Origin of the sequence: Streptomyces sp. NPDC086080, assembly GCF_044540255.1 — a bacterium.
Lineage (GTDB): Bacteria > Actinomycetota > Actinomycetes > Streptomycetales > Streptomycetaceae > Streptomyces.
This window is the reverse complement of the sequence record NZ_JBITRU010000004.1, coordinates 193,862-218,190: the sequence shown is the minus strand read 5'-3', so window position 1 is coordinate 218,190 and position 24,329 is coordinate 193,862. Positions and strand designations below refer to the sequence as shown.

23 protein-coding genes and 1 pseudogene are annotated in these 24,329 nt (G+C 72.7%); 7 read left to right on the top strand and 17 right to left on the bottom strand.

Going from position 1 to position 24,329, the window contains the following annotated elements; all coding sequences use genetic code 11:
- Window positions 1–276 precede the first annotated feature (276 nt).
- The 4 genes from ACIF9R_RS07050 to ACIF9R_RS07035 form a co-directional block, all read right to left on the bottom strand.
- Window positions 277–1,578: an RNA polymerase sigma factor gene (locus ACIF9R_RS07050; RefSeq protein WP_399975392.1), complete on the bottom strand. Its 1,302-nt coding sequence runs from the start codon at window positions 1,576–1,578 to the stop codon at window positions 277–279.
- Window positions 1,579–1,666: 88 nt separating this feature from the next.
- Window positions 1,667–2,023 carry a YciI family protein gene (locus ACIF9R_RS07045; RefSeq protein ID WP_399975389.1) on the bottom strand — a complete coding sequence of 119 codons (357 nt, stop codon included), beginning with the start codon at window positions 2,021–2,023 and terminating at the stop codon, window positions 1,667–1,669.
- 278 nt (window positions 2,024–2,301) lie between these two features.
- Entirely contained in the window at window positions 2,302–3,297 is a 996-nt protein-coding gene (locus ACIF9R_RS07040; protein ID WP_399975744.1) for an LCP family protein, read from the bottom strand.
- A gap of 315 nt (window positions 3,298–3,612) precedes the next feature.
- A complete protein-coding gene (locus tag ACIF9R_RS07035) occupies window positions 3,613–4,665 on the bottom strand; it encodes a LacI family DNA-binding transcriptional regulator (RefSeq protein ID WP_399975387.1) in 1,053 nt (350 codons plus the stop codon).
- A 138-nt stretch (window positions 4,666–4,803) separates the two neighbouring features.
- Between ACIF9R_RS07035 and ACIF9R_RS07030 the strand changes: the two genes are divergently transcribed.
- Window positions 4,804–7,140 carry a glycoside hydrolase family 3 N-terminal domain-containing protein gene (locus ACIF9R_RS07030; RefSeq protein ID WP_399975384.1) on the top strand — a complete coding sequence of 779 codons (2,337 nt, stop codon included), beginning with the start codon at window positions 4,804–4,806 and terminating at the stop codon, window positions 7,138–7,140.
- 162 nt (window positions 7,141–7,302) lie between these two features.
- Here ACIF9R_RS07030 and ACIF9R_RS07025 read toward each other — a convergent pair whose 3' ends face one another.
- The 4 genes from ACIF9R_RS07025 to tsaB are packed head-to-tail and all read right to left on the bottom strand — an operon-like array spanning window position 7,303 to window position 9,869.
- Window positions 7,303–7,566 carry a hypothetical protein gene (locus ACIF9R_RS07025; RefSeq protein WP_399975382.1) on the bottom strand — a complete coding sequence of 88 codons (264 nt, stop codon included), beginning with the start codon at window positions 7,564–7,566 and terminating at the stop codon, window positions 7,303–7,305.
- Window positions 7,563–8,660, bottom strand: a complete 1,098-nt coding sequence (gene tsaD / locus ACIF9R_RS07020; protein ID WP_399975379.1) for a tRNA (adenosine(37)-N6)-threonylcarbamoyltransferase complex transferase subunit TsaD — start codon at window positions 8,658–8,660, stop codon at window positions 7,563–7,565. Before tsaD ends, ACIF9R_RS07025 begins: the two co-directional genes overlap by 4 nt.
- Window positions 8,653–9,219: a ribosomal protein S18-alanine N-acetyltransferase gene (rimI, locus tag ACIF9R_RS07015; RefSeq protein WP_399975376.1), complete on the bottom strand. Its 567-nt coding sequence runs from the start codon at window positions 9,217–9,219 to the stop codon at window positions 8,653–8,655. Before rimI ends, tsaD begins: the two co-directional genes overlap by 8 nt.
- Window positions 9,216–9,869, bottom strand: coding sequence for a tRNA (adenosine(37)-N6)-threonylcarbamoyltransferase complex dimerization subunit type 1 TsaB (tsaB, locus tag ACIF9R_RS07010; protein WP_399975373.1), 654 nt, complete (start codon window positions 9,867–9,869; stop codon window positions 9,216–9,218). The genes rimI and tsaB overlap by 4 nt, the downstream gene beginning before the upstream one ends.
- Window positions 9,870–9,988: 119 nt before the next feature.
- On the opposite strand from tsaB, the gene ACIF9R_RS07005 reads away from it, so the two are divergent.
- Complete coding sequence (locus tag ACIF9R_RS07005) at window positions 9,989–10,537, top strand: hypothetical protein (protein ID WP_399975370.1); 549 nt, start codon at window positions 9,989–9,991, stop codon at window positions 10,535–10,537.
- A gap of 233 nt (window positions 10,538–10,770) precedes the next feature.
- Here the strand turns inward: ACIF9R_RS07005 and ACIF9R_RS07000 are convergent, their stop codons facing one another.
- Window positions 10,771–11,679: an AraC family transcriptional regulator gene (locus tag ACIF9R_RS07000; RefSeq protein ID WP_399975743.1), complete on the bottom strand. Its 909-nt coding sequence runs from the start codon at window positions 11,677–11,679 to the stop codon at window positions 10,771–10,773.
- A 115-nt stretch (window positions 11,680–11,794) separates the two neighbouring features.
- Here ACIF9R_RS07000 and ACIF9R_RS06995 point away from each other — a divergent pair, with 115 nt between their 5' ends.
- Window positions 11,795–12,715, top strand: a complete 921-nt coding sequence (locus ACIF9R_RS06995; RefSeq protein WP_399975367.1) for an NAD(P)/FAD-dependent oxidoreductase — start codon at window positions 11,795–11,797, stop codon at window positions 12,713–12,715.
- A gap of 136 nt (window positions 12,716–12,851) precedes the next feature.
- Here the strand turns inward: ACIF9R_RS06995 and ACIF9R_RS06990 are convergent, their stop codons facing one another.
- The 5 genes from ACIF9R_RS06990 to ACIF9R_RS06970 form a co-directional block, all read right to left on the bottom strand.
- On the bottom strand, window positions 12,852–13,043 hold the full coding sequence (locus tag ACIF9R_RS06990) for a hypothetical protein (protein ID WP_399975364.1): 192 nt from the start codon (window positions 13,041–13,043) through the stop codon (window positions 12,852–12,854).
- 422 nt (window positions 13,044–13,465) lie between these two features.
- Window positions 13,466–13,990 carry a tRNA (adenosine(37)-N6)-threonylcarbamoyltransferase complex ATPase subunit type 1 TsaE gene (tsaE, locus tag ACIF9R_RS06985; RefSeq protein WP_399975361.1) on the bottom strand — a complete coding sequence of 175 codons (525 nt, stop codon included), beginning with the start codon at window positions 13,988–13,990 and terminating at the stop codon, window positions 13,466–13,468.
- The gene (locus ACIF9R_RS06980; RefSeq protein ID WP_399975358.1) at window positions 13,959–15,179 is read right to left on the bottom strand and encodes an alpha/beta fold hydrolase; all 1,221 of its coding nucleotides are present in this window, start codon (window positions 15,177–15,179) and stop codon (window positions 13,959–13,961) included. Before ACIF9R_RS06980 ends, tsaE begins: the two co-directional genes overlap by 32 nt.
- Complete coding sequence (gene alr, locus ACIF9R_RS06975) at window positions 15,176–16,357, bottom strand: alanine racemase (protein ID WP_399975356.1); 1,182 nt, start codon at window positions 16,355–16,357, stop codon at window positions 15,176–15,178. Before alr ends, ACIF9R_RS06980 begins: the two co-directional genes overlap by 4 nt.
- Window positions 16,358–16,712: 355 nt before the next feature.
- Window positions 16,713–18,212, bottom strand: a complete 1,500-nt coding sequence (locus ACIF9R_RS06970; protein ID WP_399975353.1) for an NAD(P)H-hydrate epimerase — start codon at window positions 18,210–18,212, stop codon at window positions 16,713–16,715.
- A 174-nt stretch (window positions 18,213–18,386) separates the two neighbouring features.
- Between ACIF9R_RS06970 and ACIF9R_RS06965 the strand changes: the two genes are divergently transcribed.
- Window positions 18,387–19,583 (top strand): hypothetical protein, encoded by a 1,197-nt coding sequence (locus ACIF9R_RS06965; RefSeq protein WP_399975350.1) that lies wholly within the window; start codon window positions 18,387–18,389, stop codon window positions 19,581–19,583.
- A 55-nt stretch (window positions 19,584–19,638) separates the two neighbouring features.
- Here ACIF9R_RS06965 and ACIF9R_RS06960 read toward each other — a convergent pair whose 3' ends face one another.
- The gene (locus ACIF9R_RS06960; RefSeq protein WP_399975740.1) at window positions 19,639–20,475 is read right to left on the bottom strand and encodes an RNA polymerase sigma factor SigF; all 837 of its coding nucleotides are present in this window, start codon (window positions 20,473–20,475) and stop codon (window positions 19,639–19,641) included.
- A gap of 196 nt (window positions 20,476–20,671) precedes the next feature.
- Window positions 20,672–21,043, bottom strand: coding sequence for a holo-ACP synthase (locus ACIF9R_RS06955; RefSeq protein WP_399975348.1), 372 nt, complete (start codon window positions 21,041–21,043; stop codon window positions 20,672–20,674).
- A 69-nt stretch (window positions 21,044–21,112) separates the two neighbouring features.
- On the opposite strand from ACIF9R_RS06955, the pseudogene ACIF9R_RS06950 reads away from it, so the two are divergent.
- A pseudogene (locus ACIF9R_RS06950) lies at window positions 21,113–21,299 on the top strand (IS5/IS1182 family transposase); the annotation flags it as partial.
- 34 nt (window positions 21,300–21,333) lie between these two features.
- Here ACIF9R_RS06950 and ACIF9R_RS06945 read toward each other — a convergent pair.
- On the bottom strand, window positions 21,334–21,954 hold the full coding sequence (locus ACIF9R_RS06945; RefSeq protein ID WP_399975346.1) for a TetR/AcrR family transcriptional regulator: 621 nt from the start codon (window positions 21,952–21,954) through the stop codon (window positions 21,334–21,336).
- A 95-nt stretch (window positions 21,955–22,049) separates the two neighbouring features.
- On the opposite strand from ACIF9R_RS06945, the gene ACIF9R_RS06940 reads away from it, so the two are divergent.
- Window positions 22,050–23,225 (top strand): FAD-dependent oxidoreductase, encoded by a 1,176-nt coding sequence (locus ACIF9R_RS06940; protein ID WP_399975344.1) that lies wholly within the window; start codon window positions 22,050–22,052, stop codon window positions 23,223–23,225.
- Between the two features lie 209 nt (window positions 23,226–23,434).
- Window positions 23,435–23,629, top strand: coding sequence for a hypothetical protein (locus ACIF9R_RS06935; RefSeq protein ID WP_399975341.1), 195 nt, complete (start codon window positions 23,435–23,437; stop codon window positions 23,627–23,629).
- Window positions 23,630–24,329 lie beyond the last annotated feature (700 nt).

Genomic DNA, 24,329 nt, shown 5'->3' with positions numbered 1-24,329 from the left:
GCCACCCCAGCACGGGGATCAGCCACCAGGCCGACCTGGACAAGGAATCAGGCGCCAGGCCACCCCAGCACGGGGATCAGCCACCAGGCCGACCTGGACAAGGAATCAGGCGCCAGGCCACCCCAGCACGGGGATCAGCCACCAGGCCGACCTGGCACGGGGATCCAGACGCCGGGCCGGCCTCGCACGGGGATCCAGACGCCGGGCCACCCCAGCCCGTGGTCGGACACCGGTCTCCGCCGCGCGAGGTCAGACACCGGTCTCCGCCGCGCGAGGTCAGGCACCGGCCTCCGCCGCGCGGCGCAGCAGCAGTTCGCGTTCGCGTGCGTTGCGGGTCAGTGACGCCGCCCGCCCGAACTCCGCCCGCGCCTCGGCCGTGCGGCCGAGGCGGGCCAGCAGGTCGCCGCGGACGCTGGGCAGCAGGTGGTAGTCGCGCAGCGCCGGTACGTCGGTCAGGGCGTCGACGAGGGGCAGTGCGGCGGCGGGGCCCTCGGCCATGGAGACGGCCACCGCGCGGTTGAGTTCGACGACCGGGGAAGGGGCGCGAGCGGCGAGCAGGGCGTACAGGGTGGCGATCCGGGGCCAGTCGGTCTCCTCGTAGCGGTGCGCGTGCGCGTGGCAGGCGGCGATGGCCGCCTGGAGTACGTACGGGCCCGGGGCTCCGGCGGCGGTGGCGTCGGCGAGGCCGAGGGCGGTGACACCGCGGGCGAGGAGCATGCGGTTCCAGCGGGCGCGGTTCTGGTCCTTGAGGAGGACCGGTTCGCCGTCCGGGCCGGTGCGGGTGGCGGCACGTGCGGACTGGAACTCCAGCAGCGCGGTGAGCCCGTGCACTTCGGGCTCCTTCGGCATCAGCCCGGACAGCACCCGGGCCAGCCGCAGCGCGTCCTCGCACAGCGCGGGGCGCAGCCAGTCGTCGCCGGCCGTGGCGGCGTACCCCTCGTTGAAGATCAGGTAGATGACGTCGAGGACCGAGCCGAGGCGGGCCTCGCGGTCGGGGCCGTGGGGTACCTCGAAGGCGACGTTGCGCGTCGCCAGGGTGCGTTTGGCTCGCACGATCCGCTGGGCCACCGTCGCCTCCGGTACGAGGAAGGCGCGGGCGATCTCGGCCGTGCTCAAACCGCCGAGCAGGCGCAGGGTGAGGGCGGTGCGGGCCTCGGCGGACAGCACCGGGTGGCAGGCGGTGAAGACGAGGCGGAGCAGGTCGTCGTCGATGTCGTCAGGGTCGGTGGGCTCCGGTGGCGGAGCGACCCCGGCCGACGGGTCCCGGCCGATCTCGGCCAGCTTGCGAGCGTAGGTCTCCCGGCGGCGGATCAGGTCGACGGCACGGTGGCGGGCGGTGGCCATGAGCCAGGCGCCCGGGTTGTCGGGCACCCCGTCCCGCGGCCACTGCTCCAGCGCGGCGACCAGGGCGTCCTGCGCGAGTTCCTCGGCGATGCCGACGTCCCGGACGAGACGGGTCACGCCGGCGATCACCCGGGGGGACTCCATGCGGAACACGGTCTCGACGGTGCGGACCGCCGCCTCCCGGTCGCGAGGGTCGCGAGGGTCGCGAGAGCCTGTGGTGGGCTGTGCTGTCACAACCCACCATCAGACACCCGTACGGCGGCGGAGCCAAGGAACGCCGCCGGTCCCCCGGTCCTCCCCGGCCTTCCGGTCCCCGGACCGGTCAGCCCTCCACGACCTCCCGCACCTCACAGGTCACCGTCCAGTGCGGCTCGTGCACCTTCAGGAACCGCTTGGTCAGCTCGATCGCCTCGGCCTTGTCCTTGACCTGCAGCATCGCGTAGCCGCCGATGACCTCCTTGGTCTCGGTGAACGGCCCGTCGGTCACGGACAGCTGCCCGCCCTCGTAGTGCACCCGGGTGCCCTGGGCGGTCGGGGTGAGCCCGGCGGTGTCCAGCAGGACCCCGGCCTTGGTCATCTCCTCGATCAGCTCGCCCATCCGCTGCATCAGCTCGGGGCTGGGGCCGCCCTCGGGTGCGTTGTTCTCGTCGATCCGGATCATGGAGAGAAAGCGCGGCATGGTGGCTCCTCGCATCGTGCGGACCGGGTCCTTCCCGGCCTCTCACCCATGCGTCGAACGGGAGGGGCGGGAATCGACATCCGCGCCGGATTCTTTTTGGGCGTCGCTCCTCCACGACGGACCGGAGCCCGCCGTCCGCCCCTCACCGCCCGCCCCTCACCGACCGCCACCCACCTCCGCCGCTCGACGGTCGGCGGTCGGCGGTCGGCGGTCGGCGGTCGGCGGTCGGCGGTCGGCGGTCGGCGGTCGGCGGTCGGCGGTCGCCGCCCCCGCCCGCCTCACCGCAGTGAGGCCCACAGCTCCTCCGCCTCCGGCTGGTCGGCCACCACGCGGTTGCGGTCCCAGGGCGCGGGCAGCACCGGCATGGTCACGGTCGTGACGTCGGCGGACGACAGGCCCCTCAGGCTCCGGCCGAAGCGGGTCAGTTCGCCGAGCGAGTCCAGACCGGTGTCGGCGGTGAGGCTGCCGGTGAGGGCGTCCGCGACCTCGTACAGCCTGGTGGGGCTGGTCAGCAGGTTCTGCCGCCCGATCTGCTCCAGCAGGGCCTTCACCAACCGCTGCTGGAGTTCGATGCGGCCGAGGTCGCTGCCGTCGCCGATGTCGTACCGGGTGCGGGCCAGCGCGAGGGCCTGTGTGCCGTCGAGGTGGTGGGTCCCGGCCTCCAGCGTGAGATGGCTCCGGTCGTCGTCGATGTCCTCGTCCGTGGTGACGGTGACTCCCCCGAGCGCGTCCACGAGACGGGCGAAGCCGGCGAAGTCGATCTCGAGGTAGTGGTCCATCCGGACGCCCGTGAGTGCTTCGACGGTCTTCACCGCACACACCGGCCCGCCCACCTCGTACGCGCTGTTGAACATGGCGCCGGACACCGGCCGGGTCGACTCCCCGTCGGGCAGCGGGCAGGCGGGCCGGTCGACGAGGGTGTCGCGCGGGATGCTGACCACCGTCGCGGCGGTCCTTCCGGCGGGGAGATGGACCACCATGGCGGTGTCGGAGCGGGCGCTGCCGCCCTCACCGCCGCCGAGCTCCTGGTTCTCCTCCCCGCTGCGCGAGTCCGAGCCCAGCACCAGGAGGTTCAGGGACCCGGTCGGCAGCGGTGCCGCGGTGTCGGCCGGACCGGGGGACGGGGCGGTCAGGGCCTTGGCGGGACGGTCGTCGCCCAGGGCGCCGTTGATGTCGACGCTGCCGATGTTGTCGTTGAGATGCCAGTACGCCCAGCCGGCCGCTCCCGCGCCCAGCACGAGCAGGCCGGCGAGCGAGAGTCCCGTGATCCTCAGTACCCGCGCCCGCCGGACGGCCCGTGCCCCCGCGCCGTCCGCCTCACCCCCGGCGCCCCTGTCACCCTTGGCTTCCCCGTCGCTCCCGGCGCCCCCGCCGCTCCCGGCTTCCCCGTCACTCCCGGCGCCCTCGCTGTCCCCGCTGTCCCCGGTCCCGCCGTTCCCCTGATGTCCCGTCACGAACAGGAACGTAAGTCCGAATTATGACGAGCGACGACTCCCGGACAGTTTTCTTGCGAAATTCTCAGACTGCCGACAGGTTCGACAGGTTCGGTTCGTTCGATCGGCTCGACCCCATCGAAACTTTCGAACGGATCACGCCCTGCCTGGCGCCGCCGTGCTGCTCCGCACCACCAGACTCGTCGCCAGTTCCACCCGGGTCGCCGTCCCGGTGTCCTCCCCCTTGCCCAGGTCGAGGACCAGCCTGGCCGCGGCCTCCGCCATCTCCGTCAGCGGCTGCCGGACGGTCGTCAGCGGCGGCCCCACCCAGCGGGCCAGCGGCAGATCGTCGAACCCGACCACGCTCAGGTCCTCCGGGACGCGCAGCCCCAGCTCGCGCGCGGCCTCGTACAGACCGAGCGCCTGGAGGTCGTTGCCGGTGAAGATCGCGGTGGGCCGGTCCTCGCGGCGCAGCAGGGCGAGCCCCTGCCGGTAACCGGCGTCGTGGTGGAAGTCGCCGCCCACGATCAGCCCCGGGTCCACCGGGAGCCCGGCCGTCTCCAGGGCGGCCCGGTAGCCGTCGACGCGGGCGCGGCTGCACATCATCTTGGAGGGCCCGCTGATCGCGCCGATCCTGGTGTGGCCCAGCTCGATCAGATGCCGGGTGGCGGCGAGTCCGCCCTGCCAGTTGGTCGCGCCGATGGACGGCACGTCGGTGCCCGGGTCGCCCGCCGGGTCCATCACCACGAACGGGATGGAGCGGCTGGTCAGCAGGGCCCGCCCGGACTCGTCGAGGCCGGACAGGACGAGGACCACACCGTGCGGGCGGCGCGCGGCGACCTGGTCGGCCCAGGTGCGCCCCGGCGTGAGCCGCCCCGCGCTCTCGGAGAGCACCACACTCAGCCCCGCGTCCCGGGCCACGTTCTCCACGCCCCTGATGACCTCCATCGCCCAGGCGCTCTCCAGTTCGTGGAAGACCAGGTCGATCAGGGGTGAGCGGGTGGCCTCGGCGCGCCGCCGCCGGTAGCCGTGGGCGCGCAGCAGCCCCTCGACCCGGCTCCGGGTGCCGGGAGCCACGTCCGCCCGCCCGTTGAGGACCTTCGAAACAGTCGGGGCGGAGACGCCGGCCTCCCGGGCGATCTCGGCGAGCGTCGCGGTCTGGGAGCTACGCCCTTGCGTCCGGGTTTCAGCGGGCTGCGGGGAAGTCATGGGCGCGATCGTAACCCCGCCCGCCCTCTTGACGAAGACCTCCGCACCCCATAAGTTCCCGGAACATTCGGTAGATGTGCCGAAACATTCGAGTGCAGCGCCCGTGAGAGAGCCATTCGTCCACCCGACAGGAGCTCCATGACCACCGCGCCCTGGCGTGATCCCGCCCTGCCCGCCGCCACCCGCGTCGACGACCTGCTCTCCCGGATGACCCTGGAGGAGAAGACCGCCCAGTTGTACGGCGTCTGGGTGGGCGCCGACAGCGACGGCGAGGGCGTCGCCCCGCACCAGCACGAGATGACCGCCGACCACGACTGGGACGAGCTGATCGTCCACGGCCTCGGCCAGCTCACCCGCTCCTTCGGCACGGCCCCCGTCGACCCCGACCTCGGCGCGCAGGCGCTGGCCCGAGCCCAGCGGCAGATCGCCGCCGCCGGCCGCTTCGGCATCCCGGCGGTCGCCCACGAGGAGTGCCTGGCCGGATTCACCGCCTGGGGCGCCACCGCCTACCCGGTACCGCTGGCCTGGGGCGCGAGCTTCGATCCGGACCTGGTGGAGGACATGGCCCGCCGCATCGGCCAGGACCTGCGTTCGGCGGGCGTCCACCAGGGCCTCGCCCCCGTCCTGGACGTCGTACGGGATCCGCGCTGGGGGCGGGTGGAGGAGACGATCGGCGAGGACCCCTACCTGGTCGGCACCATCGGCACCGCCTATGTGCGCGGCCTCGAGTCCGCCGGGGTCGTCGCCACCCTCAAGCACTTCGCCGGATACGCGGCGTCCGCCGGGGCGCGCAACCTCGCGCCGGTGCGAGCCGGGGCGCGGGAGCTCGCGGACATCACGCTGCCGCCGTTCGAGATGGCGCTGCGCGACGGCGGGGCGCGGTCGGTGATGGCCGCGTACACCGAGACCGACGGCGTCCCCGCGTCGGCCGACCCGGCACTCCTCACCCAGCTCCTGCGCGACGCGTGGGGGTTCACCGGCACGGTCGTCTCCGACTACTTCGGCATCGGCTTCCTGCAGAGCCTGCACCGGGTGGCCGGCACCCCGGCGGAAGCGGCGCACGCGGCGCTGCGGGCCGGCATCGACGTCGAACTGCCCACCCTCACGTGCTACGGCAGCCCCCTGGCGGCGGCCGTCCGGGCCGACGGGATCCCGGAGGAACTGGTCGACCGCGCGGCCCGTCGCGTCCTGCTCCAGAAGTGCGAACTGGGGCTTCTCGACGAGGACTGGGCCCCGGAGCCGAAGACCCTGATCGACCTCGACTCCGCGGGCAACCGCGCCCTGGCCCGCCGCCTGGCCGAGGAGTCCGTGGTCCTCCTCGACAACCCCGGCGGTCTCCTCCCGCTCTCCCCCGACGCCCGGATCGCGGTCGTCGGCCCGCGCGCGGCCGACGCGCTCGCCATGCTGGGCTGCTACTCCTTCCCCTCCCACGTCCTCATCCACCACCCCGGCGTCCCGACCGGCATCGAGATCCCGACCCTGCTGGACGCGCTGCGCGCCGAACTGCCGGACGCCAAGGTGACGTTCGCGCCCGGATGCGACACCTCCGGCCCGGACACCGCGGGCTTCGAGGAGGCGGTCGCACGCACGGCCGAGGCCGATGTGTGCGTGGCGGTGCTCGGCGACCGGGCGGGCCTGTTCGGCCGCGGCACGTCGGGTGAGGGCTGCGACGCGAGCGACCTCGGCCTTCCCGGGGTCCAGGCGGAGTTGCTGGACGCGCTCCTCGCGACCGGCGTCCCCGTCGTCCTCGTGCTGCTCACCGGCCGCCCGTACGCGCTCGGCCGTCCGGGCGCCCGCCCGGCCGCCGTCGTCCAGGCCTTCTTCCCCGGGGAGGAGGGCGGCCCGGCGGTGGCTGGAGTGCTGTCGGGTCGGGTCAACCCCTCGGGCCGCCTTCCGGTCAGCGTCCCGCGGCTGCCCGGCGGCCAGCCCTGGACCTACCTCCAGCCCCCGCTCGGTCTGGCCGGTGAGGTCAGCAACCTCGACCCGACCCCGCTGTACGCCTTCGGCCACGGCCGCTCGTACACGACGTTCGACTGGATCCCCGACGTCCGGAACGAGCACGCGGAGATCGGCACGGACGGCTCGTACGACGTGTCGCTGACCGTCCGCAACACGGGTGCCCGCGCGGGCACCGAGGTCGTCCAGCTCTATCTGCACGACCCGGTGGCGTCGGTGACCCGCCCGGACGTCCGCCTGATCGGGTACCGGCGGCTGGACCTCGCACCGGGCGAGGCGGCCCGCGTGACGTTCCGCTTCCACACGGACCTGTCGGCGTTCACCGACCGCTCCGGGCGACGGATCATCGAACCGGGCGCACTGGAGCTGCGTCTCGCGGCCTCCAGCGCGGACGCCCGCCACACGGCCCGCCTGCGCCTCACGGGCCCGGTACGCGAGGTCGGCCCGGACCGCCGGCTGCGGTGCGGGACGGAGCTGTCACCGGCGGGCGACGCCCACCCGTCCGCGCCGGTGCGCTGAAGCGTGGCCCCCGCACCCGCCCCCAGGGCCCCTGCGCTGAGAGTGGCCCTCCGCACCCTGCTGCCCTCAGGGGCCGTGCGCTGAGACGGGGGCCCACCGCACCCGCCCCAGGGCCGGCGTGTACCGAGGGCGCCGGCCTCCGGACGACCCGCGTCGGGGCCGTCAGACACCGCCGAGTGACTCGAAGCGCCACCGGTGCACCGGACGCGTGATCAGCACGTCGGCCGGTTCCGGGAGTTCGGGGAGGTCCGCGTCGTACGGGGCGTCCCACCAGGTAATGACCAGGACGCGGTCCTCAGGGGCCCGGAAGGTCTCCCGGCGCAGGGGGCGTTCGGTGAGTTCGTGGACCCGTTCCTCGGTCCAGGCCAGCAGCTCCGAGGCCCGGCCGGGGACCGCGCGGGCCTCCCACATCAGCGCGACCGTCATGAGTACAGGTTCTCCTTGGCGGTCTCGTGCACATGGTCGTGCGCGTGGGCGGTGCCCGGCACATGGGGTTCGGTGACCGGGAGGGAGGAGTCGGCCGACAGGTCCCAGTCGGAGGCCGGACGGTTCCGGGCGACCATCTCGGCGCCCAGCGCGGCCACCATCGCGCCGTTGTCCGTGCACAGCTTGGGGCGGGGGACGCGCAGCCGGATCCCGGCCGCCTCGCAGCGCTCCTGGGCCAGGGCCCGCAGCCGGGAGTTGGCGGCCACTCCGCCGCCGATCATCAGATGGTCGACGCCCTCGTCCTTGCAGGCCCGTACGGCCTTTCGAGTGAGGACGTCCACGACCGCCTCTTGGAAGGACGCCGACACATCGCGCACCGGGACCTCCTCGCCCGCCGCCCGCTTGGCCTCGATCCAGCGGGCCACGGCCGTCTTCAGCCCGGAGAAGGAGAAGTCGTACGCCGGGTCGCGGGGACCGGTCAGGCCCCGCGGGAACGCGATCGCGTCCGGGTCGCCCTCGCGGGCGTAACGGTCGATGACCGGGCCACCGGGGAAGCCGAGGTTCATCACGCGGGCGATCTTGTCGAAGGCCTCGCCGGCCGCGTCGTCGATGGTCGCACCGAGCGGGCGGACGTCGGAGGTGATGTCCGTGGACAGCAGGAGCGAGGAGTGGCCGCCGGAGACCAGCAGGGCCATCGTCGGCTCCGGCAGCGCGCCGTGCTCCAGCTGGTCGACGCAGATGTGGGAGGCGAGGTGGTTGACCCCGTAGAGCGGCTTGCCGAGGGCGTAGGCGTACGCCTTCGCCGCCGAGACGCCGACCAGGAGCGCGCCGGCGAGTCCGGGGCCGGCGGTGACGGCGATGCCGTCGAGGTCTCGGGCGCTGACGCCCGCGTCCCGCAGCGCGCGCTCGATGGTGGGGACCATCGCCTCCAGATGGGCGCGGGAGGCGACCTCCGGGACGACGCCGCCGAACCGGGCGTGCTCGTCGACGCTGGAGGCGACGGCATCCGCCAGCAGAGTGGTCCCGCGCACGATGCCGACGCCGGTCTCGTCGCAGGAGGTCTCGATCCCCAGTACCAGGGGTTCGTCAGCCATGGATCTCGGTTCCTTGTACGCCGTTCCCGTCGACCTGATGCGCCGGGTTCACAGAGGTGGACGGGTCGGTCAGCCGCATCACCAGGGCGTCCACGTTCCCCGGCTGGTAGTAGCCGCGCCGGACCCCGATGATCTCGAAGCCGAAGCGCTCGTAGAGCTTCTGGGCGCGGACGTTGTCGATGCGGCACTCCAGCATCACGGAGGCGCACTCGAACGCGGTCGCCGCCCGCAGCAGATCGCTCAGCAGCCGCGAGCCGAGCCCGGTACCCCAGTGGTCGCGGCTGACGGCGACGGTCTGGATGTCGGCCCCCTCGGCGGAGCCGCCGCCCTCGGACTCCGCGCCGGAGGTGGTCAGGCCCGCGTAACCGACGATCCGGTCGCCCTCCTGGGCCACCACGTAGTGCCGGGTCGCCCCGGGCCCGCGGGCGTGTGCCAGCTCGGACCAGAACATCCCGCGCGACCAGGCGTCCTCGGGGAAGAGATCCCGCTCCAGCTCCAGTACGGAGTCGATGTCCCACCAGCGCATCTCGCGCAGCACGGCCGTGCCGTTTCCCGTCACTTGGGGGTGACCACCTTGTAGTTCTTGGGGACCTGGGCATCGGGCCGGCGCAGGTACAGCGGCCGGGGGGCGGGCAGTTCCCCGCCCGCCGCGAGCCGCTCGGCGGCCAGCCGGGCCAGGGCGGCCGCGGTCACATGCTCGGGTTCGTGCGCCCGCGGGAAGGTGTCCGGGTACAGCAGCGCGCCGGCGCCGACCGCGGGCAGGCCCGCGACCTCCCCGGCGATGTCGGCGGGCCGGTCCACGGCCGGCTCGCCGAGCCGGGTACGGGAGTCGGCGTAGCGCGCCCAGTAGACCTCCTTGCGGCGGGCGTCGGTCGCCACCACGAAGGGGCCCTGAAGGTCGGACGCGTAGGCGAGGCCGTCCAGCGTGCACACGCCGTGCACGGGCACGCCGAGGGCGAGCCCGAAGGTGTCCGCGGTCATCAGGCCGACCCGCAGACCGGTGTACGGACCGGGGCCGATGCCGACGACGATCCCGGTGACGGCGTCCAGCCGCAGACCTGCCTCGGCGAGGACCCGGTCGATCGCCGGGAGCAGCAGCTCGCCGTGCCGGCGGGCGTCCACCTGGCTGGACGAGGCGATGACGTCGTCGCCGTCGTGCAGCGCGACGGTGACGGCGGGGGTGGCGGTATCCAGAGCGAGCAAGAGCACGCAAACAGCCTACGGCTCCCGCGCCCCGCCCACGGCCGCACCGGCCGGACGGTCACGTCCTGCTACCGTCACGTCGGCATTCGTACATAACGCTGCAGAGTGGGACAGAGGTGACGTCGGTGTCAGGCACCAGCTCGATGATCGTGGCCGGGCTGACCGCGGCGGCCCTCGCGACGGTCGGCTTCCTCGGCCACCAGGCGGCGGCGAACGTGCCGCCCGGGCTGCGCCACCCGTCCTCCGGGGCGGCCGGGGCCGTACGCAAGGCGCTCCCGGCCAAGGAGCATCCCGCCGCCCTGCCCGTACGCTCGGGCACCGGCAAGAGGGTCGTGTACTCGCTGAAGCGCGACCGGGTGTGGCTGGTGGAGAAGGGGGACACGGTGCGGCGCACCTTCGGGGTCAGCCCCAGCACGGTGGACCCGGCCCCCGGCACCTACCGGGTCACCTCCCGGTCCGGGGCGGTCACCGGATCGGACGGTGTCCCGATCGAGCACGTCGTACGCTTCACCGGCGTCGACGGGACGGCGATCGGGTTCAGCGCGGCGGTCGACGGGTCGGCACCGGTCCTCGACCCCCGGGAACGCACGGGCGGCATCCGCGAGACACGCGCGGACGGCGTGGCGATGTGGAAGTTCGCGACGATCGGCCGGACGGTCGTCGTCGTACCGTGAGCCGGTGCGGCGCGATCAGGTGTATGGCTGCCGTACCGTGGACGCCGACGCACACCACCACCGGATCCGGTGCCTGGTGAACTCCCGGCCGGTACCTCACCTACCTCACCCGTTACCAGCCGGAAGTCCGTCCCACAGACGAACAGTGCTGCGCCCTGCGGGGGTCGGGCAGGCCGCCCGGGGCCGCTGCTCCCGCTCCCGACAAGCATTACCGGAACCCACCGTCTGGGAACTCACCGTCGTCCGTGGCCGCTTCTCACCGCGCTGTCGTTCACGTGCCGGAACCGACCCGGCGAAACGCCGTACTCGCGGCGGAACGCCCCGGCCAACGCGAACTCGGTCGCGTAGCCGACCTGCCGGGCTATCGCGGCCAACGACGCGTCGCTTTCCCGGAGCAACTGCGCGGCACGGCCGAGTCGCCGGCTCCTCACGTACGCCATGGGCGGCGAGCCGACCACGGAGGTGAAGCGTCTGGTGAAGGCCGCCCGGGACATGCCCACGGTCTCGCCGAGCCGGGCAGCCGTCCACTGCGTCTGCGGGCTCTCGTGGATCGTGCGCAGTACGGCGGTGATCGCCGGGTCGGACGTCATGGGCCACCCATGGGCGGCCTCGTCCTCCAGCCACTGGCGCAGGACGTGGGCGAGCATCAGGTCGAGGACCGCCGACCGGGTCACGCCGGTGTCCGGGCCGGCCTGCGACGCATCGTGGTCGAGCAGACTGACGACCGGCCCGAGCGCCGGGAACCGCTCGTGGTCGGGGGACACGACGAGCGGGTCCGGCATCGTCGCGAGGTAAGGGTGCACCTGGCCGTGCTCCAGCCGATAGGCGCCGCAGAGGAACTCGAAGTCGGCGGGGCCGGTGGCCGGTTGTTCGTGACTGAGGGCCACCTCGGGGAGCTCCCCCAGCGCACGCGGAGCGTGGCTGAGCCCGTGGTCGGCGCCGGACGTGATGAGGACGACGTCGCCGGGTCGCAGGGCGACGGGCGGCGCGTCGGCGCGGATGAGCCACCCGCTGCCACGCAGCACCACGTGGAACCCGCTCCCGGTCAGGCCGGAATACCGCATGCCCCACGAGCCCGATTCCCGGAATCGCCGGACGGTTCCCCGTCCGACGCGGAGCCCGGAGATCGCCTGACTGACCATGTCCACCCGTCCCATCCTAAAGCCGCGGCACAAACGTGTATGCGGGCGCGCCACACAGGTATGGCCGGGCAGGCCGGACGCTGATGCACTGAGGATCATGAATGAAGACGACGATATGGCCGCTATGAGGGACTGCGTCGTGGTCGGTGCGGGGGCCGCGGGAATGAGCGCCGCGCTCACGCTCGGCCGGGCCCGGCAGACCACTCTGGTCCTCGACGCCGGCCGGCAGAGCAACCTTGTCGCTGAGGGGATCGGAGGGCTGCTCGGAAACGATGGGCGTCCTCCCGCGGACTTCTACGCCGCGGGACACGCGGAACTGCAGGGCTACGGCTCGATCGACTTCTGCCGCGGCGAGGTCACCCACGCGGTGCAGGAGGCGGATGAGAGCTTCACCGTCACCCTCGGCGACGGCCGCCGCGAGCGGGCACGGAGCATGATCCTCGCGCCTGGCATGGACTACCGCCACCCACAGCTACCCGGCATGGACGAGCGCTGGGGCGATTCGGTCTTCCACTGCCCGTTCTGTCGGGGCTGGGAGGTCCGTGACCTCCCCATGGGGGTCCTCGCGACGGGTGCGGTCGGCGTGCACGGGGCGCTGAACCTCCGCGCCTGGAGCGATCAGGTCACGCTGCTGACCAACGGTGGCGAGCTGACCGATCAGCAGCGCGAGCAACTGGCGGGCGGCGGGGTCGACCTGGACGAGCGGCCGATCAGCGGCTTCGACGGCCCGGGAACCGAGCTGCACGGTGTGGCGTTCGCCGACGGCGGCGAGCTGGCCATCGGCGCCCTCCTGGTCAAGACCACCCTCTACCAGCGCTCCTCGCTCGCCCGCGACCTCGGAGCGTCCCTGACCGAACCGGACGAGATGCTCGGCGTCGAGGCGATCAAGGTCGACGCCATGTACCGCACCGGTGTCCCGGGGCTCTACGCGGCCGGGGACGCCTCCACCTCGGTTCCGCCGTCCATGGCCGCCGCCCTGGCCTCGGGCCACCTGGCCGGCGCCGCCGCTGTCGTACAACTGGCCGCGGGCTACTGAACGCCGGGGCTCGCAGCAGAGCAGCCCCGTTCTCGGAACAACCCGGGAGTCCCGCACGCCACGCGGAGGTCCCACGAGGCACGAGACCCGGAAACCGCACCACCACGCGAAGATCCCGCCGGCCGCGGAAGCCGGACTACGCCGCGTCGCGGTGATCCCGCGGCTGCTCGGAGCGCCAAGACCGCTCGGACTGCCGGGGCTCGGGAGCCCGGGGCGGGGTGGAGACCGCGGCGGCGGCCGCGCCGGCGGCGAGCAGCTCACGCATGGACACCCCGGACACCGACTGCGGCCGCGCCGTGGACTCCGACGAGTTCTGGGTGGCCGGCATGGACGCCTCCTGCGATTCGGGGGCGGACGCGGTTAGGTAGACCTAACCACGAACTGGATACCATGTGACCACGCCGGAGGCCCCGAACGCAACAGCTTGCCGACACCGTGTCGGAACGTACGGCGCTCCACGCGCGTGAGCCGGCCGTTCGGCACAGCACCTTCGCCCTACTGAAGCCGACGGAGCCGCCAACCCCTCCAGGGGCGCGGGGAACTGCGCGACCAGCCCACACGACACCGCAACCAGCCGACCCCCCAGGGGCGCGGGGAACTGCGCGACCAGCCCACACGACGCCGCAGCCAACCGATCCCCCAGGGGCGCGGGGAACTGCGCGAACGGCCCACACGCCGCCGCAACCGGCCGATCACCCGCCGCACCCTCACCCCGCCCGTGCCCGCACGCTCCCCGCACGGAACCGCCGGTCAGGCCGACAGCACGGTCAGCCCGGCCCCCGCCCACCGCTCCCCCAGACCGGTCACGGTCACCTGCCGCACCTCGTCCGTGGTGTCCCCGACCGCCCGGTGGATGACGATCCGCAGCCGGTCGTCGGTCAGCTCCTCGACCTTGCCCTCGCCCCATTCCACGACGATCACCGACTCCGGCAGCGAGACGTCGAGGTCCAGGTCCTCCATCTCGTCCAGCCCGCCGGCCAGCCGGTACGCGTCGACATGGACCAGCGGTGGACCGTCCCCCAGCGAAGGGTGCACCCGGGCGATCACGAACGTCGGCGAGGTGACCGCGCCCCGCACCCCGAGCCCTTCGCCGAGCCCCCGGGTCAGCGTCGTCTTGCCCGCGCCGAGCTCACCGGAGAGCAGGACGAGATCACCGGCGCGCACCAGCTTGGCGAGCCTGCGCCCCAGTTCGCGCATCTGCTCCGGGGAGGTGACGGTCAGCTCGACGGAGTTCGCGGCCGGCTCAGCCGGGTTGTGCGGTGCTGCTGCTTCCATAACCACCCACCGTAGCCCCCGCCGGCATCGCACCCGCGCGGACGAGCAGGTCGGCGAGGCGGTCGGTGACCACTTCCGGGTGCTCCAGCATCACCAGGTGTCCCGCGTCCGGGACCAGCACCAGTTCCGCGTCGGGGAGCAGGTCGGCTATCGCCTCGCTGTGCTCGCTGGGCGTCACCAGATCCTGGATCCCGGCCAGTACCAGCAGCGGACGACCGGCGAAGTGGACCAGGGCCTCGGTCTTGTCGTGATCGTTGAACGCCGGGTAGTACTCGGCGACCACGTCGATGGGTGTGCCCTCGATCATCCGCTCGGCGAACCTGGCCACGGCCGGGTCCACGTCCCGGGACGCGAACGAGTAGCGCTTGATGATCCCCGCGAAGAGATCCGCGGTGGCCCGGCGCCCCTTCTCCACCAGCTCGGCCCGCTGCCCCAGGGCCTTCAGCACACCCGGCAGCACCCGCCGCACCGCGTTGACCCCGGCCACCGGCAGCCCGAAGTTGACCTCGCCGAGCCGCCCCGACGACGTACCGAGCAGGGCGACCCCCGCGCACCGCTCCGTGATCAGCTCGGGGTACTGGTCGGCGAGGGCCATCACCGTCATCCCGCCCATCGAGTGACCGACGAGCACGACGGGCCCTTCGGGCGCCGCCGCGTCGATGACGGCCTTCAGGTCCCGCCCGAGTTGCTCGATGGTGACGGGCTCGCCCCGCTCCGTCTGCGCCGCGCCCCGCGCCGAGCGGCCGTGGCTGCGCTGGTCCCAGTACACGGTGCGTACGACGCCCCTGAGCGCGGCGCGCTGGAAGTGCCAGGAGTCCTGGTTGAGGCAGTATCCGTGGCTGAAGACGACCGTCACCGGAGCCGGGGGCTTGCGGCCGAACAGCCGGCGCCGCCGCGCGGGCGCCGCCTCCGGGTCGGGGTCGAGGTCGTCGACCTCGTAGTACAGCTCGGTGCCGTCATCGGCGTACGCCCTGCCGGGTGTGCCGCGCAGCGAGCCGTACGGTCCGGTGGAGTCGAGGGCGAGCCTGGCCTTCTTCCGCATGCCCCGGCCGACCGTCATCCGCTCTATGGCGACGCCCGCGGCGGCTCCGGTGGCGAGCACGCCTATCGCGACACCCGCGACGCCGGTGACCCGGCGCCAGCCCCCGCCGGCCGCGGAGGCGGCGGCCTCCGCGATGCCCTCACTCACGTGCCGCTCCCCTCGTTCACGTGGACGCGCGGAACGCGGCTTCCGATCCGGGTGACGATCTCGTACCCGATGGTCCCGGCCGCCTGCGCCCAGTCCTCGGCGGTGGGCTCGCCGCGGTCGCCCGGGCCGAAGAGCACGACCTCGGCGCCCGCCCCCGGGAGGTCCCCGCCCAGGTCGACGGTGAACTGGTCCATCGCGACCCGCCCCGCGACGGTACGCCACTTGCCCTCGACCAGCACCGGTCCGGCGGAGGAGGCGTGCCGCGGGATGCCGTCCGCGTAGCCGAGCGGGACCAGCCCGAGGGTGGTCGCGCCCGGGGTGACGTAGTGGAGGCCGTAACCGACACCGTGGCCGCCGGGGACCTGCTTCACCAGGGCCAGCGAGGCGGTCAGAGTCATCACCGGACGCAGTCCGAGGTCGGCGGGGGTGCCGATCGCGGGGCTGGGCGAGACGCCGTACAGCGCGATGCCGGGCCGGACGAGATCGAAGTGGCTCTCGGGGAGGGTGAGGGTGGCGGGCGAGTTGGCGATGTGCCGCACCTCAGGGTCGAGGCCCTGGCCCTCCGCGTACGCGATCATCTCCCGGAACCGGGACAGCTGGGCGGCGACGGAGGGATGTCCGGGCTCGTCGGCGCAGGCGAAGTGGGACCACAGCCCGGTGATCCGCAGCAGCCCCTCGGCCTCGGCGCGCAGCGCCCCCGCGACCAGTTCCGCCCAGTCGCCGCCGGGCTGGCAGCCGGCCCGCCCCAGCCCGGTGTCGGTCTCCAGGTGCACCCGCGCGGGCCGCCCGGCGAGACGCGCGGCCCGCGTGACCTCCTCCAGCGCCCACATCCCGCTCACGGAGACATCGACATCGGCCTCGATCGCCTCGCGCCAGGGCCCGCCGGGCGTCCACAGCCAGCACATGACCCGTACGTGGTCCGGCACCCCGGCACCGGGCGCGCGCAGGGCGAGCGCCTCCTCCGGAGTGGCGGTGCCCAGCCAGGTCGCCCCGGCCTCGACAGCGGCCCGGGCACAGGCGGCCGCGCCGTGCCCGTACGCGTCGGCCTTGACGACGGCCATGAGGGCGGCGCCGGACGCCCGCTCGCGCAGGGCCCGCACATTGGCCCGCAGGGCCGCCAGGTCGATCTCGGCACGGGCCCGCAGCTCCGCGCCCGCCGGGGCAACTGTCTCGTTCATCCCGCCCAGTCTCTCAGAGCACCTCCACCATCCCCCCGCCCCTCCCTCCCCCACCCGACCCGTGCCGACGTCACCGGACCCGTGCCGCCTCCTGAACGACCCCACCCCACTCACGCACGCCCTCACCCACGCACCGCCCTCACCCCATCCGTGCCGCCCCCACCCCGTCCGTGCCAACCCCACCCTCCCCGGGCGACACATCCAGCTCCGCCGGGCGCACCCCCAGCTCCGCCGGGCGCACCCCCAGCTCCGCCGGGCGCACCCCCAGCCCCTCCGGCGTTTGAGGAGCGGGGTCCGGGGCGGAGCCCCGGGGTCGGGACGGGAAGGGGCGGCGGGGGCGAAAACCCCCCACCCCTCACCCCCGCACCACACTCCGCCACGCCCCCGCGATCCCCTCCGCCACATCCCGCGCCCCCACCGGCGCCCCGTCCGCCGCGAACCTCCCCGCCAGCCCGTGCAGATACCCCGCCACGCTCCCCGCGTCCACCGCCGACAGCCCCGCCGCCAGCAACGACCCCCCGAGCCCCGACAGCACGTCCCCGCTCCCGGCCGTGGCCAGCCACGCCGTCCCGGTCGGGTTCACCCGCACCACCCACCGCCCACCGCCCGCACCCGAGCCCGGACCCGCACCCGCACCCGCACCCGCACCCGCACCCGCACCCGCACCCGCACCCGCGACCAGCGTCGTCGACCCCTTCAGCAACACCGTCGCCCCATACCGCGCCGCCAGCTCCCGCACCGCCGACAGCCGCCCGCCCTCGACCTCCTCCCGTTCGACACCGAGCAGCGCCGCCGCCTCTCCCGCATGCGGAGTCATCAGCGTCGGCGCCCGCCGGCCCCGTACCGCCGAGGGCTCCGCCAGCCGCAGCCCGTCCGCGTCGATCAGTACCGGTACGTCCGCCGCCAGCACCTCCGCGACCGTCGCCGCGTCGTCCCCGGCCCCCGGGCCGACCACCCACGCCTGCACCCGCCCCGCGTGCTTCGGCCCCCGGTCCGACACCAGCGTCTCCGGGAAGCGGGCGATCACGGCCTGCCCGGCGGGACCGACGTACCGTACGGCCCCCGCCCCGCCCCGCAGCGCGCCCGCCACCGCGAGCACCGCGGCCCCCGGATAGCGCGCGGATCCTGCCGCGATCCCGACCACACCCCGCCGGTACTTGTCGCTCTCCGCGGCCGGCACCGGCAGCAGCCGGGCCACGTCCGCGTGTTGCAGCGCCTCGAGTTCGGGTTCCTCGGGGAGCGTCAGTCCGATGTCGACCAGCCGCACCGTGCCCGCGTACTCCCGTGCCGGATCGATCAGCAGCCCCGGCTTGTGCGTCCCGAACGTCACCGTGAGGTCGGCCCGCAGCGCCCTCCCCCGCACCTCCCCGCTGTCCGCCTCGACCCCGCTCGGCAGATCGACGGCGACCACGGCCGCCCGCGACCGCTCGGCGGCGTCGGCCAGCGGTACGGCGTCCGGGCGCAGGCCGCCCGTGCCACCGATCCCGACGATGCCGTCGACGACGAGATCGGCCCGTTCCACGAGGGCGGTGGCCCCGTCCGTCCCCACCGCCCGGCCGCCCGCCCGGCGCAGCGCCGCGAGCCCTCCGGCATGGGCACGCTCCGGCGCGAGCAGGACCGCGCTCACCCCCGCGCCGCGCCGGGCGAGCCGGGCACCGGCATGGAGGGCATCGCCTCCGTTGTCCCCGCTGCCGACCAGCAGGACGACTCTGCTGCCGTACACCCGGCCGAGCACATCCGCGCAGGCCGCGGCGAGTCCGGCGGCGGCGCGCTGCATCAGCGCCCCCTCCGGCAGCCGTGCCATCAGTTCCCGCTCCGCCGCCCTGACCGTCTCCACGCTGTACGCAGTCCGCATGCGTCCGAGTGTCCCGTACGAGCGCGGCCGACTCCCGTAACCGGTGAGCCCTCGAGCCACCCGCTTGACTCCTCGCCATGCCCTTGCCAAACTCTCCGCCCCCCACCGGGTGAATCGATTCAGTCGAATCGTTTCGACTCCACCTGACGACAACGACATAGAGACAGAGGACCCATGCGACGCAGAGCCGCACTTCTCGCAGCAGCCGGCGCCACCGCACTCCTCACCACCGTCGGCACCCTGACGGCCCCCGCGACCGCCGCCCCCTCCCCCACAACCGCACCCGCCACCGCCCCGACCCTCGCCCCCGCCCGCGCCGCCGCCTGCGGTGACGGCTCCTACCAGGCCGAGGCGGTCCTGAACGGCAGCACCTGGACGGCCAGGCGCGGCGGCAGCACGGTCTACACCGGAACCGACATGCGCGCGGCCGTCCAGGCGGCGATCAGCAGCCTGACCTCGGGCCGCACCAGCAAGGAACGGGTCGTGGTCCGCGGCTCGGGCTCCGTCTCCGCCGGTTCCCGCATCTCCCTGCCGAGCTACACCGTCCTCGACGTCTGCGGCACCATCGACGTCACCGGCAGCGGCTCGGGCGACCAGGCCCCGGTCTACTCGCGCGGAACCCGTGACATCGAGGTGCAGCACCTCAACGTCACCGGCGCCCCGCTGTACGGCGTCTTCCTGCGCAACGTGCAGAACGTGGTCCTGGGCCAGATCGACATGCGCCTGTCGCGCGGCCTCGGCGTCCGCATCGACAACCGCGGCGACACCAGCCAGTGGACCCGCAACGTCCGCATCGACAACGTGTACGTGTCCGGCGCGTCCAGCCACGCCGTGGAGACCTACGGCGTCGACGGCCTGACCGTCGGCACGGTGACCGCCCGCAACGTCGGCGAGTCGGGCCTCCTGCTGAACCAGACTATCAACGCCACCGTCTCCCGGGTGGACGCGGAGAACGCGGGCACGGGCACCGGGTACGCGGCCTTCCGCATGGCCAATCGCAACGGCCGTATCGGCAGCTCCTACCCGACCAACATCCGCGTGGGCGAGGTCGTCGCGCGCGGCGGCGGACGCGGGGTGTTCTGCGTCTCGGAGAGCGGCGGCGCGACGATCGACCGGATCGCCCTCTCCAACACCGGCAACAACGCGATCCTCATCGAGAACTGCACCAACGTGAACCTCGCCGCACAGAGCGGCACGGTCACCGGCGGCGGCGAGATCCGCCTCGCCGCGCGAGCGGAGTTCCCGAACAACCGGGACATCACCGTCCAGAACCTCACGGTGACGAACTCGTCGATCCGCGAGAGCCCCTGCGGCGAGAACACGACGTTCCGCAACAACCGTCTGGTGAACAGCAGCCAGTCGATCTGCTGACGCACAGAGGCGGGGCGCGGCTCCTCCGCCGCACCCCGCCTCCCCACGGCACCGCTCAGCTGGTGCTGAGCATCCCCGCCCGCAGCTTCTTCAGCGTCCGGGACAGCAGCCGCGACACATGCATCTGGGAGCAGCCCAGCCGCTCACCGATCTCCGCCTGGGTCAGCTCCTCCACGAACCGCCAGTGCACGATCTTGCGCTCACGCTCGTCGAGCTCGGCGATCATCGGGGCGAGCGCGTGGAAGTCCTCGCCCAGTTCCAGCGCCGCGTCCTCGGTCCCGATGAAGTCCGCGAGCACGCTCTCGCCGTCCGGCTCACTGCCGATGGCGGCGTCGAGCGAGGAGGAGTTGTAGCCGTTGGAGGCGATCCTGGCCTCGTTCACCTCAGCCTCGGTCAGGCTCATCAGCTGGGCGAGTTCGGCGGTCGTGGGCGTACGGCCCAGCCGGCTGCGCAGTTCCTCGGTGGCGCGGGCGAGCTGCACCCGGGCCTCCTGAAGCCGTCGCGGCACGTGCACGGACCACGACGTGTCCCGGAAGAACCGCTTGATCTCACCGACGATGTAGGGGATCGCGAAGGAGGTGAACTCCACTTCGCGGGACAGCTCGAACCGGTCGATCGCCTTGATCAGACCGATCATGCCGACCTGGACGATGTCCTCCATCTCCTCCGGCCCGCGGCTGCGGAACCGGCCGGCCGCGTAGCGGACCAGGGACATGTTCATCTCGATCAGCGTGTTGCGCGCGTACTGGTACTCGTGCGTGCCCTCCTCCAGCTCCGTGAGCCGGCGGAAGAACTGCTTGGACAGTTCGCGTGCGTCCTGGGGCGCGACCTGGCCGGGATCCGCGACCTCCGGCAGCTCGGTCACGCTCTGCGCTCGGTCCGTCCGCGCCATCGTCGACGTCACAGCCAACCCTCCCAAATCGATCGGCCCCCGGTTCCGGGCGCCGGCTCCACGCGTCTACCCCCATCCAGGCGATGCACGCACCGCCCTACCGGAACAACTTCACGAAAGTCACCGACGACGCTTCCGGCACGGCCGTACGAGGGTGAGGACGAGGGTGGGCACGGCGGCGACGACGGAGAACGGGTCACCCCTCCGCAACGACCACCGCCGAGGCCACCCCGGCGTCATGACTGAGGGACACGTGGAAGGACTGCACACCCAGCTCGGCCGCCCGGGCCGCCACCGTCCCCTTGACCCGCAACCGCGGCTGCCCGCTGTCCTCGCACCACACCTCGACATCGGTCCAGGAGAGTCCCGCCGGCGCACCCAGCGCCTTGGCCAGCGCCTCCTTGGCGGCGAACCGCGCCGCGAGGGAGGCCACACCGCGCCGCTCCCCACTGGACAGCAGCAGCTCGCTGTCCAGGAAGAGCCGCTGCGCCAGCCCGGGCGTCCGCTCCAGGGAGGCGGCGAACCGCTCGATCTCGGCCACGTCGATCCCGACTCCGATGATGCTCATGCGGGCACTTTAGACGTCGTCCCATGCGGAGCGCCGGGTGATCTGCACCGTGTGGTGACGGTCGAACGCATGGTGCCGGACAAGTTGCCGGAGCTGTTGGAGCGGGTGGTCCCACCTGCTCCGATGCGGCCGCGGGTCGGCGCCGGTACGGGATCGCGAGGTGCTGACCGCGATCATCTTCGTGGCCACGACGGGCCGCACCCGGCGGCAGTTGCCACCGGTCTCCGGCCCCTCAGGGCCGACCGCGCACCGGCGACGCGCACGTGGTTCCTTCGACGTTCATCCGCTGATCATGACGCCGGTCCGGCCAGCCCGTGCAACAGCAGATCCGTGAGGGTGTCGATGACGCGCTGGTCGTCTTCGCCGCCGGGGGGCGTGAGCACGGCGTAGTTGAGGGTGACGAGCATCGCGCCCATCGCCGCCGCAATGAACTCGGGGTCACCGGGCAGCTGGTGTCCACGCTCGACCAGGTACTCCAGATGCTCCCGAATGGTTCCTGTCTGCTCGCGCAGGTCGCGCCAGGCCCGGCCCGTGCCGGGGTCGTCGGCCACCATCGCCTGAAACAGTGCGAGCGTGACCGGGCGGTTCTGCCGCATCACCGTCCACGCGACACCGACGTGGTCGCGCAGTTGGTCGCGGTCGGTCAGGTCGTGGTCGCGGGGGTGCTCCAGGCCGACCATGCGCTCGTCGATCGCTTCCTCCATCTCGGCGAGGAGCGCCTGGAGCAGCTCGTCCTTGCCGGCGAAGTGTTCGTAGAACGAGCCGGTCGAGCGTCCGGCCGCCGCGGTGATGTCGGTGATCTTCGTATTGAGGTAGCCGCGGTCGTTGAACAGCCCGCGCGCCGCGTCCAGCAGCGCGGCGCGAGTCTGGGCCGCCCGGACTTTTCGACTGGCGGCACTCGCCTGCGGCATGTCGTCCTCCATCGGCTGTTGACAGACGCCAGCGTATCGGAACACACTTTCACTGAATCGCCATTCAGTGAATCCCAATTCATTCAGGAGGCGTCATGCGGACGATCGTGATCGGTGGCGGGATAGCCGGACCCGCCATCGCCCTTGCACTGCGGCAGATCGGTCACGACGTGACCGTCTACGAGGCGTACGAGGTTCCGCCCGAGGAGGTCGGCGCCCACCTCGGCCTGGCGGTCAACGGCCTGCGTGCGCTGGAGAAGCTGGGCCTCCTACGCGACGTACAGGCGGCCGGGTACCCCGTCGAACGGATGCGGTTCTACACGCCGGGCGGCCACCTCCTGGGCGACGCGCCACGCCTTCGGCGCGAAACCGACTCGTTGCGCAGCGTCGCGCTCCATCGCGGACGGCTCGTCGCGATCCTGCGGCGCGCGGCACTCGACGCGGGCGCGAAGATCGTCACCGGCGAACGCCTGGTGGGCGCGACGGAGTCGGCGACCAGCGTGGTGGCCGAATTCGCCTCCGGCCGGCGCGACACCGCGGAGGTGCTCGTGGGCGCCGACGGCATCTGGTCGACCGTGCGCGGGCTGATCGACTCGTCCGCGCCGCGCGCGGAGTACGCGGGGCTCTACGGGGTCGCCGGAATCGCCAACATGACGGGGCTCGAGACCGGCATCTGGAACCTCACCTACGCACGCAACGGCGCCTTCGTGTACACGACCATCGACGAAGACACCCAGTGGTGGGCGGCTCAGATCGGGGAGCCGGTCAAGCCCGACCTGCGAGGCATCGACGACGCGCAATGGCTACGGCGCGTCACCGAGCTGTTTCCGGAGGCGATGCCGCGGGCCATCGTCGGAGCCGCGACATCGATCGTCGCGTCCGGCTACCTGAACGTCTGCGACACGGTCCGGACGTGGCGCAGTGGGCGCATGGTCCTGGTCGGCGACGCCGCCCACCCTGTCGGCGTCGGACACGGCGCCTCGGTGTCGATCGAGGACGCACTGGAGCTCGCGGCGGCGCTGAGCGGCGCCCCGAGCGTCCCATCGGCACTCGAGGCCTACGACGCGGCACGCCGCCCGCGCATCGACAAGCTGCTCAAGCACGGGAACAACGCCCGTGAGACCAAGCGGCCCAGCGCCGTAAAGCGCCAGATCGACTTGGCGAAGATGCGCGTACTCCTCCCGTTCTTCGATCGGGCGCAGGGATACCTGTACGACTACGAGCCGCCTTCCCTGTCCACCACAGGCGGATCACCGTCCGCCACACGCTAGACGGTGTGCAGGCCCGACGCCTCGCTCGTGAAGAGGGACGCGGGTTGCCGACGACGCCGCACCCAAGGCGGTCGAAGGACCACGTCCGTCACGGACACGGCGCAAGACCGTACTGACCGCCCATTGATCAACCTAACGGATGACAACCCGGGGTGGCGCCGATCGAGGACGGTGTGGCGCCACACCCATCGAGAAGGAAGGAGCGCTTGATGAAATCGCGGGTGAGGAAGAACCTGGCCATCGGGCTGGTGATCACGGTCGTCATCGCGGCGCTGTCGGTGGTTGTCGCAGACGACGGCAGCAAGGTGGAGGAGTTCAGGAAGTCGCTGATAGTGGGCTTATTGGTGACGGGGACAGTGACAGGGGGTACCTGGTTGCTGCAGCGGAGGCGTTCGGCACCGTGACCGCCGTCCGAGCACCGGCCCTGAGGTTGCCGGCGCTGCGACGAGTGGGGCCCGGGGGTGTCGAAATCCGTGAACACTTCGGGCCGAAGTGTTCACGGATTTCACATGGGGTGTCCCGAGAGGACCTGAACCACATCATTCGCAGGGACTGGCATCCCTACCGAAGGGCGCGCCGAACCTCTGGCCGTGAATATTCTTCGACGATGTCGAATCAGTCGGTGGCGTCGGGAGTCAACCTCGCCCGTGTGGTGGCGCACTGTGGCGGAAGCCAGGAAGCCCAGTCGGCGCCGTGGACTTTCTGGTGGCGGCGATAGCCGCGGCACCGGCTGCGCCTGAACCCTACGGCGCCCTCGCCGAGTTCGACTCGTGGCCAGGGCCCGCCACATCCGCAGGAGCTGAACCCGGCGTGCAGCCACGGCGCCCTCGCACTCCAGGCCACCCACCGTCGGCCGCCGAGCCGACCCGGCGTGCGGGCGAGGCGGGGGCGCGCCCGTGAACCCGGGGGACCGATCAGCAGGCCCTGGACCGCAAACCTGCCCGGGCCCCCGCTTTCCTCCGGGCCACTCGCTCGCTTCTCCCCCGTGCTGGAGCGGACCGGGTCAAGGGTGGGCCGCAGGCCCATCGCCGAAGGCGACGCGACCGCAGGGAGCGCCCTTGACGCGGGTCGTGGAAGCACGACACTGACGAAGAAGCGAGTGGC